General features: G+C 59.7%; 13 protein-coding genes and 1 tRNA gene. 7 read left to right on the top strand and 7 right to left on the bottom strand.

Translation table 11 applies throughout. From position 1 onward, the window contains the following. Positions 1-190: 190 nt before the first annotated feature. Positions 191-898 carry a peptidylprolyl isomerase gene (locus NYP16_RS01705; RefSeq protein ID WP_274942377.1) on the top strand — a complete coding sequence of 236 codons (708 nt, stop codon included), beginning with the start codon at positions 191-193 and terminating at the stop codon, positions 896-898. A 291-nt stretch (positions 899-1,189) separates the two neighbouring features. Here the strand turns inward: NYP16_RS01705 and NYP16_RS01700 are convergent, their stop codons facing one another. Continuing rightward, the gene (locus NYP16_RS01700) at positions 1,190-2,326 is read right to left on the bottom strand and encodes a hypothetical protein (RefSeq protein ID WP_274942376.1); all 1,137 of its coding nucleotides are present in this window, start codon (positions 2,324-2,326) and stop codon (positions 1,190-1,192) included. Then, positions 2,323-3,324 (bottom strand): hypothetical protein, encoded by a 1,002-nt coding sequence (locus NYP16_RS01695; RefSeq protein ID WP_274942375.1) that lies wholly within the window; start codon positions 3,322-3,324, stop codon positions 2,323-2,325. Before NYP16_RS01695 ends, NYP16_RS01700 begins: the two co-directional genes overlap by 4 nt. Before the next feature lie 614 nt (positions 3,325-3,938). Between NYP16_RS01695 and NYP16_RS01690 the strand changes: the two genes are divergently transcribed. From NYP16_RS01690 to NYP16_RS14465, 5 genes are all read left to right on the top strand, one after another. Beyond that, positions 3,939-5,321, top strand: a complete 1,383-nt coding sequence (locus NYP16_RS01690; RefSeq protein WP_279347126.1) for a tyrosine-type recombinase/integrase — start codon at positions 3,939-3,941, stop codon at positions 5,319-5,321. Then, positions 5,293-5,898: a hypothetical protein gene (locus NYP16_RS01685; RefSeq protein WP_274942373.1), complete on the top strand. Its 606-nt coding sequence runs from the start codon at positions 5,293-5,295 to the stop codon at positions 5,896-5,898. Before NYP16_RS01690 ends, NYP16_RS01685 begins: the two co-directional genes overlap by 29 nt. Positions 5,899-6,017: 119 nt before the next feature. Continuing rightward, complete coding sequence (locus NYP16_RS01680) at positions 6,018-6,209, top strand: helix-turn-helix transcriptional regulator (RefSeq protein WP_274942372.1); 192 nt, start codon at positions 6,018-6,020, stop codon at positions 6,207-6,209. 15 nt (positions 6,210-6,224) lie between these two features. Then, complete coding sequence (locus tag NYP16_RS01675) at positions 6,225-7,175, top strand: hypothetical protein (protein WP_274942371.1); 951 nt, start codon at positions 6,225-6,227, stop codon at positions 7,173-7,175. Further along, on the top strand, positions 7,153-7,599 hold the full coding sequence (locus NYP16_RS14465) for an HGGxSTG domain-containing protein (protein WP_346742430.1): 447 nt from the start codon (positions 7,153-7,155) through the stop codon (positions 7,597-7,599). The genes NYP16_RS01675 and NYP16_RS14465 overlap by 23 nt, the downstream gene beginning before the upstream one ends. 12 nt (positions 7,600-7,611) lie before the next feature. On the opposite strand, the gene NYP16_RS01670 is transcribed toward NYP16_RS14465, so the two are convergent. Beyond that, a protein-coding gene (locus NYP16_RS01670; RefSeq protein ID WP_429913133.1) for an IS630 family transposase occupies positions 7,612-8,485 on the bottom strand; the annotation gives its coding sequence in 2 pieces (ribosomal slippage) (positions 7,612-8,388 and positions 8,390-8,485; 873 coding nt in all). 112 nt (positions 8,486-8,597) lie between these two features. On the opposite strand from NYP16_RS01670, the gene NYP16_RS01665 reads away from it, so the two are divergent. Beyond that, positions 8,598-9,002 carry an OsmC family protein gene (locus NYP16_RS01665; RefSeq protein ID WP_274942370.1) on the top strand — a complete coding sequence of 135 codons (405 nt, stop codon included), beginning with the start codon at positions 8,598-8,600 and terminating at the stop codon, positions 9,000-9,002. Positions 9,003-9,082: 80 nt separating this feature from the next. Here the strand turns inward: NYP16_RS01665 and NYP16_RS01660 are convergent, their stop codons facing one another. The 4 genes from NYP16_RS01660 to NYP16_RS01645 form a co-directional block, all read right to left on the bottom strand. Further along, positions 9,083-14,212 carry an autotransporter-associated beta strand repeat-containing protein gene (locus NYP16_RS01660; protein ID WP_274942369.1) on the bottom strand — a complete coding sequence of 1,710 codons (5,130 nt, stop codon included), beginning with the start codon at positions 14,210-14,212 and terminating at the stop codon, positions 9,083-9,085. A 417-nt stretch (positions 14,213-14,629) separates the two neighbouring features. Further along, positions 14,630-15,503, bottom strand: a protein-coding gene (locus NYP16_RS01655; RefSeq protein ID WP_429913132.1) for an IS630 family transposase whose coding sequence is annotated in 2 segments (ribosomal slippage) — positions 14,630-15,406 and positions 15,408-15,503 — 873 coding nt in all. Because the reading frame shifts where the segments join, the coding sequence is not laid out codon by codon here. A gap of 296 nt (positions 15,504-15,799) precedes the next feature. Next, positions 15,800-15,876, bottom strand: a tRNA-Arg gene (locus NYP16_RS01650). A gap of 175 nt (positions 15,877-16,051) precedes the next feature. Beyond that, the gene (locus tag NYP16_RS01645; RefSeq protein ID WP_346742447.1) at positions 16,052-16,771 is read right to left on the bottom strand and encodes a Bax inhibitor-1/YccA family protein; all 720 of its coding nucleotides are present in this window, start codon (positions 16,769-16,771) and stop codon (positions 16,052-16,054) included. Positions 16,772-16,853: the final 82 nt, after the last annotated feature.

The following is a 16,853-nucleotide window of genomic DNA, read 5'->3' as shown; positions in this document are numbered from 1 at the left end:
CGAGTTACAATACAAAGGTAGATACATCAAACAAGTTTGATATGTCAATAATTGATTGACACGTAAGAATGTGACATTATTTCAATTGGATGCTAGATTTTTGGACTTTTCTGTTGATCAGAGCATCCAGAATTTCCAAAAATAGACGTGACTCAGCAGCCAACCCTGACGGACGCAGCGGGAGCCCTCCATGGACCAGAAATCACACTATCTGCCCAGCCTAAGTTCAACCGTAAAGATCATGGGGATCTTCAGTCTTATGACAGCAAGCAGTCTGTTCGGACCAACCACAGGCAATGCCAGCCCCGGACCCGCGGCAATCGCCCTCAAAATTGAAACCAGCGCGGGCGATATCGGCCTTGAACTCTATGGGACGGCCGCCCCGATCACGGTGTGCAATTTTCTCCGCTATGTCGTCACCGGACATTATGACGGCGGGCAATTCTTTCGAACGGTCCTGAGCAGCCGGCGAAGCGCCAACCCAATCCCCATCAATGTCATTCAAGCAGCCGGACGCGACCAGAGTGGCCCCGATCTCTTCGCCCCCATCCCCCTGGAACGCACCTCACTGACCGGCTTGCATCATCGAAGCGGCACCCTCTCCATGGCCCGCCTAGGTCCGGATACGGCCACCTCAAGTTTCTTTATCACCCTTGAAGACACCAAAGATCTGGATTTCGGCGGCCGCCGCAACCCAGACGGACAGGGCTTCGCAGCCTTCGGCCGCGTCACCAGCGGCATGGAGGTAGTGACACATATTCATCAGGCATCATCCCAAGACGAAACCCTCACACCCCCCATCAAGATTTCCCGCATCCAATGGCTACAACCATTAACCCCGGCAAAGCTCAAAACGGCGGTTCCGGGATGCCAATGGCCCCTGCCCGACGCCAACTGACAAGGACATTAAGACAAGCGCCAGCGTTCTTCCGGCATAGGCTCAGGCATCAGCATCAGATTTTAAAAATTTGGCGCACCGCACCAGGCACAGAGGATAACTATGTTTACGCTATAGCTCTCTAAAATAAGTATCGAACATAGGCAGAAGTCCTCTCGGGGTGGGCAAACCCTCCAAATTCTACTGGGCCAGTTTCTTCTACGCAGATGAAAAAGGCATCTCCGTCCACTGCATCGGCAAGGGGGAAAGGGTAGTTCCAGAAGGAGTAGCGGAAGCCGTTGCGCATCACATTCATCCAGTGCTCGCTATGCCCAGACAGTCGATCCCCGTCAGCCAGATTGAGGAAAAGAAGGTCAAAGCGAACGCTGCGAGAACGGCCATCAGGGCGACGACCCCGATGCGCACGAACCCCCGGATAGGCTTCCACATTGGGCGCCAAGTCGCCGGCTTGAATAGCCTCGGCTCGTTGTCAAACGTGCTGCGATGACGACGCAAGAAGCGATCCCACAAACCCCCGGCGGCGAGATTGGCCTCCAACTCCTTCAAGTCGAAGCAGCTGCCATGGCCATAGTCCTCATTCATGACGTTGATGGCGGCCTCGTCACTGAAGCCCCAACGCGCGCTAGGCCCCGTTCCAGGGATGAAATACTGCGCGAAAGGAACCGCCCAATCCTTACGGCCGCAATGACAGAACACGGCCTCGAGGCGGCCTTGGGAGATCCGCTCCGTCCAATCGTAATTGGGCCGGATCACGGTGCCCGCAGCGATGACGCGGCCGAATCGAAGGTCGTCGAACTCGGGCATCGCAAGCAACTGGACGAACAGTTGGCTGCCAAAACTATGGAGCACCACGTCAGGAGACTCTGGAATCCTATTGGCTTTAGCGTGCTCAACGGCAGCCCGAATTGCCGTTCCGAGTTGCCTCGCCATCTGACGGTGACGCCAGCGAACAAGCACGCTGAAGCGGATGAGACCGTATTTGTAGATGAGTACCGGAGCGCTGTACTTAAGCTTGTTCCCCATGCGCCAGCTGAAATCCTGTTGCCATTCGCCGTGCGTGTTGAACCCGTGGATAACGATCACCCAAGGAATGTCGCGCGTGCCATGAACTCGCAATCGATAGACGACACGTCGCTCGACGCCGCCTCGGTCAGCGAATGCCTCCTTGCACAAAGGGCATAGTTCACTCTCTGCGGCGGTTGCCTCGATCGCTTCCGGACAGGCCGGGCAGTGAAGGGTCTCACGGCGCTCGACCAAGCCGACATATGCGGCCGAGTCAAGGAACGTGCGAGTCTTCTCCTCCTCGAAGCCGAACGAGGCTGCGGAAAGCCGTGGATCGATCTCGGTCGTCTCTCCACTGGCTATGCGGGCTAGCAGAGCATTCACGGCGGCGGCCCCAAACACTGAGCGCAGTTCGGCCTCGGTCATATGTTCGACCAGACGACGCCGAGGACGTGGTAGACGTCCTCACGCTTGCATTGCACCCAGACGCGAATGCGGCTCTCGACGCCATACCCCTGCACCTTCAAGTTTTGGCTGAGCTCCGCGTGCTTGTCTTGCAGGAAGTGGAACAGGCCGTCTGCGCCGGCGAAGCTATTGTCGTCCACCCCCCGTCGAGCCTCCCGGAGCGCCTGCACATCTTCGATGCCGCCCTCGGTCAATGTGGAAACCACGTCGACGTGGCCACCATCTGTCATCATGCGGGTGGATTGAACGACCGTATCCTTCTTCAGCGTCATCTTTTTGAATGCTTGGCTGAGAGGGATGCGCTTCGGATCGTTGTCGAAGAGACCAATGTGCTTGAGATCCTCACGCACTAGGGCATGAATAGGCGTGTGCGCGTCGCCCTCGATCGGGAGCTGGATCATCACCGCGCAGTATGGGTCCGAGAAACGCCAGGCGAAGCGTATGACAGAGCGATCGAAGCGCTCTCGATAGGCCTTATATTTGTATCGCTCACCATCGTCCTCCACACGCTCGAAGTCCCTCGACGGCGTCCGCCCCCATCCGCCAGCCCCCTTGTGCCAAGCGATAAAGAGATGCTCAGCTGTGAGCGATATGGCGCTGAGTTCCAGCTCTTGCGGAAACTCGTAGCTGACTGCGGTATCGATGAGCCTCGCGAAGTCAGATGCAAGGAGTTTGCCCTTTATTTCGGAGGTGGGCAGCGTCGGTGTCTGAAACAGATAAATGTGCTGGTTTCCCCAGCCCTCGACCTCGGACAGCCAATCCTCGATCATCTGCCGCGTCAGAGTGCCGGCATCGATGGCGGCCAGGATGTTCTTCGAAAAATCGGCTTTCTTGGTGCCGATCTGAATCTTGTGCTTACGCAACAGCTCTTTGATGAATTCGTTGCCCTGAGTGAGGATGATGGACCGAACGGAATCCTTCAGCTGACGCTTGTCCTCCTCGTCATTTGAATTCGGCATTTAATCTATCCCCCAATAGATGCGAGTCCACTGTGGATGAGCTGGCGTATTTTGTCACGCAATAGAGTTATTTCTGTTGGAAGATGTGCAGTATACCCACATCTTCCATAAGATCGACCTTGCACGGATACTGATTACTCACTCCCTTTTATAGGCATTCCCGCCACCTAAGTAGACCGGCAGCTTTATGGTTTGCTCAGCGTCGGCCCAATAGCGGGAATGAGGCGCATAATTGCCGTTCAAAGGCCCCTACACGACTTCTGCGCAGGAAAAAATCGACAAATCAACCGTAAGCGATTCGAACTTTTTCACCACCGAGCGCCGTCGTTTCTACGCTTTTTCACGCACAGGCCGTCCTCTGTTCTATGCACAGGCGTACGTTCGGCGGCTATAGCGTATTACGGAGGGTAATCGGCGGTATTTGGCGCACCCGAAGGGATTCGAACCCCTGGCCTCTGCCTTCGGAGGGCAACAGTAGCATAGGACAGCAAGAAACAGGGACCGCCATATGTACGTATTTTCAATGTGTTAGAAGACAGTAGACGCCGAGCCCCGACATCGATACTCTCTATTTTTGTAGCCCGGCTGTAGCCCCGCTGTAGCCCGGCTGTAGCCTGAGGGCGCTCGGAGAATGCCGCCATGAAGACAAAATTGACCCTGCAGTCCGTAAAGAACGCCAAGCCGGACCCACGCGGCGTGTGATCTGGGACAGCGACGTGAAGGGCTTTGGACTTAGGGTCAATGCTGACGGCAGCAAGACCTATGTCTTGAAATATCTATTCCGCGGAAGCCAGCGCTGGATCAGCATTGGAAAGCACGGCTCACCCTTCACACCTGACATGGCTAGGACGGAGGCCATGAAGCTTCTCGGGCAGGCCAAGGCAGGGATAGATCCTGCCGAAGCCCGCAAAGATGCCCGTACTGCAGGCAAGACCGTCGCCGAACTATGCGACGATTATTTCAAGGCAGCGGAAGCCGGGACGGTCCTGACCAAGTTCGATGTTCCGAAAAAGGCAAGCACGCTTGCGACCGATCGCAGGCGCATCGAACGGCACATCAAACCGCTGCTAGGCCGCAAGCGGGTGCGGGACGTGACGTCGGACGACATTGAAGACTTCTTGCACGATATCGCCGCGGGCAAGACAGCCGCTGACGTCAAGACCGGGCAACAAGGTCGGGCGCGGGTGAATGGTGGCAAAGGCACGGCAACTCGCACCGTGGGGCTGCTCGGCGGGATCTTCTCCTTTGCCGTCAAGCGACGGATGCGCCCGGACAATCCTGTTCAGGGTGTCCAGCGGTTCAAGGACAATAGCAGTGGGCGCTTTCTATCGAACGGGGAGTTGCAGACATTAGGTCGGACCTTAGCGGATGCTGAAGCAGCGTGGGAGAACCACGAGACGGCAGTGCGCAATTGGGAAACGGCGGGCAAAAACGACAAGCGCCCCAAGAAGCCGGGCGACGCCGAAAATCCGATTGCGCTCAAAGCGCTGCGCCTTCTGATTCTGACAGGGGCCCGAAAGTCTGAGATACTGACACTGCGTTGGGCCTGGGTAGATGCCGAACGCGGCTTTCTTCGCTTGCCGGACAGCAAATCGGGAGCGAAGCTCGTGCCGCTCGGCTCTGCTGTCTTGGAATTAATCTCCTCCTTGCCCCACATGGCTAACAACCCGCATGTTTTTCCCGGCGCCAAAGCCGGGCAGTATCTTGTCGGCTTGGCGAAGGTCTGGGAACGCATCCGCGCCAAGGCACAATTGCCCGAACTCCGGCTTCACGACCTTCGCCATAGTTTCGCCAGCGCCGGCGCCGCAGGAGGAGATAGCCTTCTGCTCATTGGAGCCATACTCGGGCATAAAGATCCGAAAACCACGAAGCAATATACGCATCTAGCAAATGACCCCGTAAGGGCTGCGAGTGAAAGAATTTCCGGTAGGATTTCCGCAATTATGAACAACGAACCCGGAGCGGAAATTGTCCAATTCCCCACGCGCAAAGCGTAAGAAACAGGATCCCGAGGAGATCCTGAAAAGAGCCTCGGACGATATTCAATCTTTGCTATCGGCAGCTGGCTTAGGTGATCCAGGCGACGATGAGCACGCACAGATCTTCAGGCAATTGGCGGAGCAGGAGGAAGCGGCACAGCGCGAACTCCTAGCGGGTCTGGCTTCGGCCGCCAATAACCTTTACCGAAAGCTCTATCGGGTAGTGGCCCCGGACAGAGCCAACCCCCGTGAGGACATCATCGGGGCTTGTTCGCAGGGAACCGCCACCGATTTGGCAAAGGTGCGCAGTTGGGTGGAGGCGGTCGCTATGCTTCGCGGTCGATTGCAGGCCAAGGAACAGGGTGGGCAAAAGAAAACCCAAATTGATTTTCTATTGCGCCAATTGGCTGACATTTGGCTCACACACACCGACTCCACCAGTTCCCCCTGGAGTCTTGGAACCGACGCCACATCTCCATTCATCGTCTTCGCATCCATGGCACTGGAGCGAGCATTTCATGCGAGTGAAATTACAGAAACCGCTCTTGGACAACGCTGGCGGCGCCTGAAAAAAGCTGAGACTTATGTAGATTGATGCCCATTCTACTTCCCCCATCACGAATAAAAATATTCATGTAGAGTAAACACAGCCGCCTCCACCTGCCATGTTCCGACTTGTGACGCCACCGACCTCACAAAAATGGAAGTAGGAATATGGAACTCTATCTTACCCAACAAGAAGTTGCAGAACATCTCCGCCTTTCCGGACGCATTCTAGAACGCCTCCGCTTGTCCGGCGCTGGTCCCGCTTATATGAAGCTGGGCCGCCGCGTTCTCTACCGCCAAGTGGATATCGAAGCCTGGGCTACGGGGCGACGGCGCACCAGTACCTCGGAGCCGGTCTAGTGGGAGTGAGCAGACATGCGCCCTCCCCTTATTCCGATTTTAAGACTTACGATGGCTTCCGCTAGCCGCCGCGCCCCTGATCGCCAGAAGTCGCTTCGATCTCAGAAGCTTACGAGAAAAGCGGCGACAGACGAAAATGCAAGCGCAGGACAAAGGACTTATATAGGTAATATCGCAAGTGACGATACACAGCCCGCAAACCGTAAACGCTGCTACACTCTCCGCCGGTCGAGCAGTATCGATTACGCTCAAGCGGTGAACATCCTCGAAGCAGCCTGTCATGCTGACGCCATCGGTTTGCCCCTGAACCGTTTCACCACGATCCATTGGGAAGCCGGCGGCGTCACAGAAGACTTCCAAGGCGCGACAGGTGCATTCCTTAAGCGCGCCAAGGACTGGCTGCGTCTGCGCGGCGTGGAGATGGCCTACGTTTGGGTGCGCGAAGATGGGCCAGCCGCCGGAGAACACGTCCACATCCTCCTTCACCTCCCCCCACGTTTGGTCCGCGATTTCAGCTACCGACAACGCGGCTGGCTGAAAGCTTGTGGCGCGACCTTCCGAAAAGGCGTCATTTTTAGCCGTCCAGTCGGAACCAGCCTATCCCACGCGTTCGTCCGCATCCGTTATGGCCAGAACTATTACGATCACCTCACGCAGGTCGTCGACTATATGCTCAAAGGCGCAGATCAGGTGACGCGCGCGCACCTCGGACTGAGCAAGGCAACACAGACAGGATCGCTCCAGGGCAAGCGAACAGCAACCAGCCAGAATATTGGTAGAGCGGCACGGAACGGCGTGAAGGAATCTGATCTCCGCTGCGGCACTTCGATGCCGCCCCCCGTGCCGACTGAGTTTCAATGCCGCAGCGTTACGTCCTGTCACGCATCATTCGCCCCTCCTTCAAGAGTTTTGACAGCACTACACGGGCGCGCCTGCGCGCGTCATGGGGTTTGCAGCCGTGATTAAGAAAACGAAGCTGAGGCATTATCAGACGGCGGCCCAGCGCGAACAGGCGGCTCGTGACTTTCTGTTACGCGAGGTAGAGACCGAGTGTGGACCCAAAATCGCAGCGGTCCTGGCACGGCGGAAAGACGTTCAGAAGTTCCTGCAACGGGCACGCGAAAATCTGGACTGGCGCCATCCGGGTAATCTAGCGGCTACCACCCCGCAAGCACGAACCACAGACCCCACGCCCCAAATGTCGAAGATACCGCGGCCAAAATGCGGCGCGCGTACCAGAAACGGCGAACCCTGCAAGGCCTCCGTCCTATGGGATAACGCCCATAACAAGCCCCGGAACGGTCGCTGCCGGCTCCACGGCGGCCTATCGACGGGGCCAAAAACGGCGGCCGGTAAGAGGCGTGTGCGCACCAACCTTAGGAACTTCTAGAGTCTGATCCATCTACGTTGAAGCATAGCCGGAGTTTCTGAGGTAGTTGGCGCATTCGCTGGGTGGGGATGCGCTGAGGAGCGTTTCGATGCGCTGCCAAGTTGCCTCGACGGATCGTTCTGCGGCTTTTCGCATGAGGTGCTTGAGCTTGGCGAAGACCTGTTCGATCGGGTTGAGGTCTGGCGAGTAGGGCGGCAGGAACAGCAGTTTGGCTCCAGCCGAGCGGATCGCCTTGCGGACGGCTGGGCCCTTGTGGCTGCCGAGGGTGTCCATGATGACGATGTCGCCGGGTGCGAGCGTGGGCACGAGGAACTGCTCGACCCATGCGGTGAAGCTCTGGCCGTTGATCGGCCCATCGAGCACGCACGGCGCATCGATCCGGTCGTGGCGAAGTGCTGCGAGGAAGGTCAGCGTATGCCATTTGCCGAACGGAGCGCGGGCAACCAGCCGTGTCCCTCGCGGCGCCCATCCCCGGATCGGCGTCATGTTCGTCTTCGCCCAGGTTTCGTCGCTGAAGACGAGGCGGCGGGGATCAAGCCGCCCCTGGTACGTCTTCCACTGAGCCCGGCGACGCGCGATCTTCGGCCGCAACTGCTCGACGGCGAACAGTGTTTTTTTGAACGTCACTCCGGCATCACGCACAATCCGCCACACCGACCCATAGCTCGTCGTCACGCCCCGTGCGCCCAGCTCGGCCACCAACCCGCGAAGGGTCAGGTCCGGAACCGCCTCCAGCCGACCCAGCAACCACTCCCGTTCACGCGCCAGTGACCGCTCCTCTTGCGGCCCATCGGTCGCGAGGACGCGCCGTCTCCCGCGCCGATCGCCCGCCTGCAACCGACGCCGCCACACGCTCTCGAAGATCATCCGAATAAGGTCTCGCCATCCCTGCCGGCCTCCAACCCCAGCCAGCAGATTGAATCAGAACTCAACGGTCTTGGGAATCCCCAATCGATTCAGCCCAGATGAGTCAGACTCTAGGTCTCAGGTGCCTTTTCTTGCATGATGTCCCGCAAATCAAGATCAAGCGTGAATTTGAGATTGCCGCGGATGAGCCCTTTGAACTTCTTGGCACCAACACAGCGCCCAATCCGCAGGAGCTGTTGATGTCTGCGGTCAATGCCTGCATGACGGTCGGCTATGTGGCCGGCGCTGCCCTTCACGGGATCAATCTCGAGACGCTCGAGATCGAGACAACCGGCCAGCTTGATCTGCGTGGGTTCCTCGGCCTTGATGACAGCGTCCCCTCGGGATATGAGGAGATTGATTACACTGTCCATATCGCCGGAAACGGGACGAAGGAACAGTTCGAGGAGATTCACCGCACAGTGATGAAGACCTCGCCCAATTACTTCAATCTGGCACGGCCCATCCGCATGAATGGCCGGCTCCGGGTCGGTTGAATTTGCACATCACCAGACATGCAAAAACGCCCTGCCAGGGTTTCCGGGCAGGGCGTTCTTGTTTGCGTTAGCTTGTCAGATCAGAAGCTGCCCTTGATCTCTGCAGTGCCGCCAACCGTCTGGGTGGTGTCCGACAGTTCGGAATAGGCCCGCATGCCGAAGCTGACACGGGGGGTGAGCTTGATATCGGCACCGGCCGACAGCAAAGCGGCGTTGCGGCTTGGGCGGGTTCCGGCGATTGTGTAACTGACGCCGGTCACACCATTCAGAGACGCGGAGACATCCGTGTCATATTTGAAATAATGTGCCCAGCTGGCCCGGACGAAACCGACAACGGGTGTGGACCCCGCGGTCAGGTTAGTATCGAGTTTGAGGCCAAGTTCGCTGCGGCTGCTCGTGTCGACGCGATGATCCAGGGACAGGTGACCGGCGTTGGCCGTCGTCTGTTCGATGATGGCCGGGCTTTTGGCGCGGATGGCCTGGAACGCCGCGATTGGCGCGAAGGTCAGCTGTCCGCCCAGGGTTTCGAAAGGAACGCTGGCTTCGATCCGACCGCTCCATGCCTTGGTCACATAGGACGAGCTGATATTGCTGACCCCGAGCGACGAAATGGCGCGGGTTGTGTCGGTATCAAGCCGGGCATAGCCGACGGCAGCGGCAAGGTTCAAAGCGCCAAGATCTGCCCGGCCATAAAGTCCGGCCTGGAACACATCTGCGTCCGCGGCCCCAAGTCCGGCTGAGACTGAGGCGCTTGTTTTACCACCGGCGACGGACGCACCAACGGTGGCACTGTCGTTCAGGCGCAGCTCGGCACCGATGGCGAGATGATGGTCGGACAGGTTGCGCTTTGCGGCACCGCTGGCCGGATGGCCATCGGTGTGCCCGGTCGAACCGAAGGCCGCAGCCCACAGCGCGAACCGTTCCGTGCTGACCGTGCCAAGGTTCGGGTCACGCCGCAGACGCCCGGCACCGGAGCCATCGAGCAAGGTCCCAAGGAAGGCGCTGGCCGCGGCATTGGCCATGGCCGGGGCCGCCGCATGGATTTCACCCGAAAGTTCGTTGACCGCGGCCGGGATCAATCCGGCCTGAAGGTTATAGATGCCGAACAAGGCCGAGGCGTTGGTCCCATTGGCGACGGCGGCGTCGATGGCCGCGGAAATGCGGGCGGCATTGGCCGGTGCCGTGACTCCGAGGGACGCAAGGGCCTTGGGCGCGAGTTTGAGGAGGACGTCATTCCCGCTATAGGTGACCGTGGTGGTGATGCCGGCGCCCACGAAGCCCGTCGGGTCAACGGTCGCGAAGCTGGTGCCGCCAAGGCCGCCGGCCGCCGACAGCAGGGTATAGTCGCTGTCGAAATTATAGGTGCCGCCCAATGGCACGAGACGGAGCGTGCCGCCGAGTGTCGCGGTGCCGGTGACGTTCACGCGGTCGGCAACGCCTCCCTCGACCTCGGCGAGATAGGTCGAGTTCGCATCCATCACGAGATTGCCGGTGACGGTGAGCGTGCCCGGCGAGTTCCCGGGCGAGAGCGTCCCGCCGTTGAGGGTGAGGCCGGATACCGTGCCGGAACCGCCGAGTTTGCCGCCCGCATTCACGACAACGCCCGACGATGCGGCGATGGAGCCGTTGACGACCAGCGTGCCGGAATTGATCGTGGTCGCACCCGTATAGGTCTGCGTGCCGGTGAGGGTGAGGGCGCCACTGCCCGACTGGATGACGGTCCCGTTGCCGGAAATGACGCCGGTATAGATGACGCTGTTCGACGCGTTGAAGGCGAGCGCCCCTTCGTTTTCGAAGGTGCCGGCGCCGAGGCTTCCCAAAAGGCCGCCGTTGCCGATCTGCACCGTGCCGCCGGCGTCGACCCGGGTCATGCCGACAGAATAATGGTTGCCGGTCAGGACGAAGGTGCCGGTGCCGACCTGATGGATTTCCCCCGTGCCGAAGATGTCGTTGGCAATGACATAGTTATCGCTGCGGTTGATGAGGATCAGGCCGTTGTTGACCAGATCGCCGCTGCCGAAGCGGCCGCTGGTCCCACCGTCGCCAAGCTGGAGCGTGGATCCGGTATCGACCGTGAGCGTGCCGGTATAGCTGTTCACGCCGGTCAAGGTCAGGACGCCGGCGCCGGTGTGGACGATGTCGCCGCTGCCGGACAGCACGCCGGCATAGGTGATGGCGTCGGCGCGGTCGAAGACGAGCGTGCCGGCGTTCAGGACGGCACCCGTGCCGAGCGTGCCGCTGGTGCCGCCGTTGCCGACCTGCAGGGTCGCGCCGGCATCGATCATGGTCGCGCCGGTATAGCTGTTCGCGCCGGTCAAGGTCAGCGTGCCGCTGCCCGACTGGCGCAGCGCGCCGCCGCCCAGGATGTTGTTGTTGACGACAAAAATGTCCGAGCGGTTGAAGGCGAGGGTGCCGGCGTTCGTGACCGCGCCCGTGCCGAGCGTGCCGCTGGTGCCGCCATTGCCGACCTGCAGGGTCGCGCCGGCTTCGATGGCGGTCGGGCCACTGTAGCTGTTGTTGGCGGTCAGAATGAGCGTGCCGCTGCCGGACTGGCGGAGCGTGCCGCTGCCCGAGATGGCTCCGCGTTGAGTGACGCTGTCCGCGCGGTTGAAGATCAGGCTGCCATTGTTCTCGACAGCGCCGGTTCCGAGATTGCCGCTGGTGCTGCCGTTGCCGATCTGCAGGGTCGTGCCTGAATCAATCGTGTTCTGCCCGGTCGATGTACTGGTGCCGGTGTAGATGAGCTTGCCGGCGCCCCTCTGGCGGAATTCGCCGGTCCCGCTTATGGCATTGTTGACGGTATGTTCGTTGCTGCGAGCGAAATAGAGCATCCCATCGTTGACGACAGCCCCGCTGCCAAGGCTGCCTTTGGACGAGAAAGTCCCGAGCGCGAGGCCGGCGCCTGACGCGATTGTCGTTGTGCCGCTGTAATCGTTATCTTCGTTCAGGACGACGCCGCCTGACGTGACCGTCAAGTTTCCACTGCCCGTGATCAATTGGCTGAAGGTCAAGGTCGGAGCGAAGCTGCGCCGGATATCGAGGGTGCCGTTATTGGTGATGGTGCCGCTGCCAAGGCTACCAGTCGTGCTTGAGCCTGTGCCGAGCTGGATCGTCGTGCCTGCGTCGATGGTGGTCCCGCCCGAGTAGCTATGGTCGGCGGTGAAAATGAGGGTGCCGCTGCCGGACTGCCGGAGTGCGCCGCTGCCTGAGATGTCTCTGTTGAAGGTAACCGCGTCCGCACGGTTGAAGGCAAGAGTGCCGGCGTTCGTGACAGCGCCTACGCCCAGGCTGCCGCTGGTGCCTCCATTGCCGATCTGCAGGGTTGCGTCGGCATCAATGGTCGTTGCGCCATTGTAGATATTGTTGCCGGTCAGAATGAGCGTGCCGCTGCCGGACTGCCGAAGCGTGCCGCTGCCCGAGATCAGGCCGCTTTGGGTGACGCTGTCCGAGCGGTTGAAGATCAGGCTGCCTCGGTTCGCAACCGCGCCGGTGCCGAGATTGCCGCTTGTGCCGCCATTGCCGATCTGCAGGGTCCTGCCTGAAGCAATCGTGTTCTGCCCGGTCGAGGTGCTGGTGCCGGTGTAGATGAGCTTGCCGGCCCCCATCTGGCCGAACTCGCCGGTCCCGCTTATGGCATTGTTGACGGTATGTTCGTTGCTGCGAGCGAAATAGAGCGTACCATTGTTGACGACAGCGCCGCTGCCAAGGCTGCCCGTGGTCGTGTTGTCCCCGACTATGACGAACGCGGATGCGATGGTCGTTGTGCCGCTGTAACTGTTATTCCCGGTCAGGTAGATGTCGCCAGAGGTCACTTCCAAGGCACCGGTGCCGCTGATTGCTTGATCTAAAGTGAGAGACGTGGCGAGGTCACGATTGATGCTCAGCGTGCCGTTGTTGACGATGTCGCCGCTGCCCAGCGACCCCGTAAAACCGCCATCGCCGACTTGCAGCGTCGAACCGGTATCAATGGTGGTCCCGCCCGAGTAGCCATTGTCGGCGGTGAAAATGAGTTTTCCGGTCCCGGATTGCGTCACGCTCCCGGTGCCGTTGATCGCGCTGCTGTGGGTCACGTTGTCGGACCGGTTGAACACAAGAGCGCCATTGTTCAGGATATTGCCGCTGACGGACCCGGCGGTGTCGCCATTGCCGACCTGCAGCGTACCGGCGCTGATCGTCAGGACGCCTGCGAAGCTGTTGGTGCCGGTCAGGGTGATTGTGGTCGCACCGGTTTTGGTCACGCTTCCGCTGCCGGTGATGGCGCTTGACAGGACGCTGTCGGCGGTCGCGCTCAGGTCAAGCGACCCGGCCACGCCGATGTCGCCGGTAAGGCCCCAGCCGGAGCCAAGGACGAGCGCGTTCGCGCCGCCGGTGAAATCGATCGCCTTGGCGCGGATGGTATTATTGCCGTTAAGGCCACCGGTCGCGGTCGCATTGAGGGTCAAGGCAAGCGCGTTGCCGACGATGCCGCTGCCGCCCGCGCCCATGGCGCCATTCCCGCTAAAACCGGTTCCGCCGGCTCCGCCGTGTCCCCCGGTGACCGCAGCGTTGATGGTGGCGGATACGCCGCTTGCGTTGAAATAAAGGCCATGGCCGCCGCTGCCACCGGCACCGCCGTAGCTGCTACCGTTGCCACCCCGGCCGCCATTGCCGCCGGTCACAGCCACGTTCAAGCTGCCGAGGGCACCGCTGTCAGTGACCACGACGCCCCATCCGCCGGCGCCGCCGCCGCCCCCGTTGCCTGCTATGCTGCCGCTGCCCCCTGCGCCACCGTTGCCACCGGTGACAGCGGTAAATATTGACCCCACCGCACCATGGGCTCCGCCGCCGCCGCCGCCGCCGCCTTCAAGACCGCCGCTGTTGCCATTAGCGCCGTGCGCCCCGGCGCTGGCCCCGCCCGCCCCGCCGGCCCCAGAGAAACCATTGCCGCCTGCACCACCTGTGACACCTGCGCCGCCACCGCCGCCGCCCGCGCCTATATCATTTACGAATTTGGAACCGGTCCCGCCGGCTGTTGTCGCATTGGAGGCGCCACCGGGTGCCTCTCCGCTGCCAAGATAAGAGCCGCCGGCGCCGCCGTTTGCGAGAGCCGGGGTTGTGGCGACGACCATGAGCGCGAGGGCGCCGCCAAGCGCGAAGCCCATAGGGACGAGAGCCGTTGAGCTGTGAAGATGAAAACGACGTTTGGCGAGAGACGGTGAAATGCGACGCAAGATAAACCCCATTGATCCAGAAATTACATAATCGGGGTCGAGCTTCCAACTCAGACCCGAATCTCACCAACGATCATGTTCGCAGCCGGGCCACAAATTCTGGCGGTTGGTAATCTGTAAAATAGCGATTTCTGGTTAAAGCTTTGTTATTTTTTGTTGCAAATTTAGCGTTTGAAATGCTGGCAGAAAAAATTTCCCAGTCAACGATCCAAGGCAATCTCATTTCAGAACTTGGGGTGCGAACGACATTTGCCGAAGGGCTTCGAATCTCTTCTGGTGCGCCAATTATTTCAATAAGTTAGGGCGGCGTCGGCCGTCTTGAAAATATTCAGTAAGCACCGAGTAAGCACGGACCAGATGGCCATTACTGCGCTGTGGCTTTTCGGCGCAGTTCTGTGTTTCTAGAGTCTGATCCATCTACGTTGAAGCATAGCCGGAGTTTCTGAGGTAGTTGGCGCATTCGCTGGGTGGGGATGCGCTGAGGAGCGTTTCGATGCGCTGCCAAGTTGCCTCGACGGATCGTTCTGCGGCTTTTCGCATGAGGTGCTTGAGCTTGGCGAAGACCTGTTCGATCGGGTTGAGGTCTGGCGAGTAGGGCGGCAGGAACAGCAGTTTGGCTCCAGCCGAGCGGATCGCCTTGCGGACGGCTGGGCCCTTGTGGCTGCCGAGGGTGTCCATGATGACGATGTCGCCGGGTGCGAGCGTGGGCACGAGGAACTGCTCGACCCATGCGGTGAAGCTCTGGCCGTTGATCGGCCCATCGAGCACGCACGGCGCATCGATCCGGTCGTGGCGAAGTGCTGCGAGGAAGGTCAGCGTATGCCATTTGCCGAACGGAGCGCGGGCAACCAGCCGTGTCCCTCGCGGCACCCATCCCCGGATCGGCGTCATGTTCGTCTTCGCCCAGGTTTCGTCGCTGAAGACGAGGCGGCGGGGATCAAGCCGCCCCTGGTACGTCTTCCACTGAGCCCGGCGACGCGCGATCTTCGGCCGCAACTGCTCGACGGCGAACAGTGTTTTTTTGAACGTCACTCCGGCATCACGCACAATCCGCCACACCGACCCATAGCTCGTCGTCACGCCCCGTGCGCCCAGCTCGGCCACCAACCCGCGAAGGGTCAGGTCCGGAACCCCCTCCAGCCGACCCAGCAACCACTCCCGTTCACGCGCCAGTGACCGCTCCTCTTGCGGCCCATCGGTCGCGAGGACGCACCGTCTCCCGCGCCGATCGCCCGCCTGCAACCGACGCCGCCACACGCTCTCGAAGATCATCCGAATAAGGTCTCGCCATCCCTGCCGGCCCCCAACCCCAGCCAGTAGATTGAATCAGAACTCAACGATCTTGGGAATCCCCAATCGATTCAGCCCAGATGAGGCAGACTCTACTCCAGCTATGGTTAGATCGGAGATTGCCGGTTGAAGGAATGACCCCATGCCGAGGTCAAGGTAAGACTACCCGCTAAATTAGCCTGACAGTAGCAACAAAAATAAGATCGCATATGGGGTTGGACAGAATCGCACTGTAGCCCGGCTGTAGCCCGGGCCGAAATCAACGAAAGCCAAATATGGTTAACCCATTGAAAAAATTGGCGCACCCGAAGGGATTCGAACCCCTGGCCTCTGCCTTCGGAGGGCAGCGCTCTATCCAGCTGAGCTACGGGTGCTCGCCTTTACGGCCGAGACCGCAGGTGCGGTCCGGTTGGATCGGGGGCAGACTACTCAAATTCGGACGGCATGGCAAACGCTATGTCGCATCCTTGTTATCTTGATCAAATTTCATGAAAAAAGCCCCGGCGGAGGATCCCGCCGGGGCTTTTAAACTGTCCTCTCCGGCCGCGATCAGCGGCGGTCGCCGAGGAAGCGCAGGAGGTAGAGGAAGAGGTTCACGAAGTCGAGATAGAGCGCAAAGGCCCCCATCACGGCCTTCTTCGACGCTGTTTCCTGATCGTCGTTGGCGAAATACATTTCCTTGATCTTCTGGGTGTCATAGGCGGTCAGGCCCGCGAAGATCAGCACCCCGGCGAGTGAAATCACGAATTCCATCATCGAGGATTTGAGGAAGATATTGACCACGCTGGCGATGATCAGACCAAACAGACCCATGATCAAAAAGGTGCCGAAGCCCGACAGATCTTTTTTGGTCGTATAGCCCCAAAGGCTCAGCGCGCCAAAGGACGCCGAGGTGATGAAAAACACCCGCGCCACCGACCCACCGGTATAAACCATGAAAATCGAGGCGAGCGACAGACCCATCAGACCCGCATAGGCCCAGAACAGGGCTTGCGCGGTCGAGGCCTTCATGCGGTTGATGCCGAAGCTCAGAGCCATGGCGAGGCCGAACGGTGCCAGCATGACCACCCACATCAGGGGTGTGCCAAAGATCGTCTGCATGATGCTTTGGCTTTGCGACACGCCGTAAGCCACCAGGCCGCTGAGCAGCACGGCCGAAGCCATGAAATTGTATACTTTGAGCATATAGCTCCGCAGACCCTGGTCGATCGCGACCTGGGTCTGAGCAGTGGCGACAGTCTCCGGACGTGTCTTGTAACCTTGAACCATAACTTTCCCTCGTTCCATGAAACCATAAGTTTCAAAGGTTTCGACTACAATATTGGCATGGGCCCCGCGCAATTCAAGTAAA

The organism is Govania unica, from assembly GCF_027920805.1.
GTDB lineage: Bacteria > Pseudomonadota > Alphaproteobacteria > Sphingomonadales > Govanellaceae > Govanella > Govanella unica.
The sequence above is the reverse complement of the archived record's forward strand: the minus strand, read 5'-3'. Positions and strand labels throughout refer to the sequence as shown.

Bases quoted from the DNA above. Each gene is read 5' to 3' on its own strand.
- NYP16_RS01695 (WP_274942375.1), bottom strand. From the start codon at position 3,324: ATGCCGAATTCAAATGACGAGGAGGACAAGCGTCAGCTGAAGGATTCC.
- NYP16_RS01680 (WP_274942372.1), top strand. From the start codon at position 6,018: ATGGAACTCTATCTTACCCAACAAGAAGTTGCAGAACATCTCCGCCTT.
- NYP16_RS01705 (WP_274942377.1), top strand. From the start codon at position 191: ATGGACCAGAAATCACACTATCTGCCCAGCCTAAGTTCAACCGTAAAG.
- NYP16_RS01675 (WP_274942371.1), top strand. From the start codon at position 6,225: ATGCGCCCTCCCCTTATTCCGATTTTAAGACTTACGATGGCTTCCGCT.
- NYP16_RS01645 (WP_346742447.1), bottom strand. From the start codon at position 16,771: ATGGTTCAAGGTTACAAGACACGTCCGGAGACTGTCGCCACTGCTCAG.
- NYP16_RS01700 (WP_274942376.1), bottom strand. From the start codon at position 2,326: ATGACCGAGGCCGAACTGCGCTCAGTGTTTGGGGCCGCCGCCGTGAAT.
- NYP16_RS14465 (WP_346742430.1), top strand. From the start codon at position 7,153: ATGGGGTTTGCAGCCGTGATTAAGAAAACGAAGCTGAGGCATTATCAG.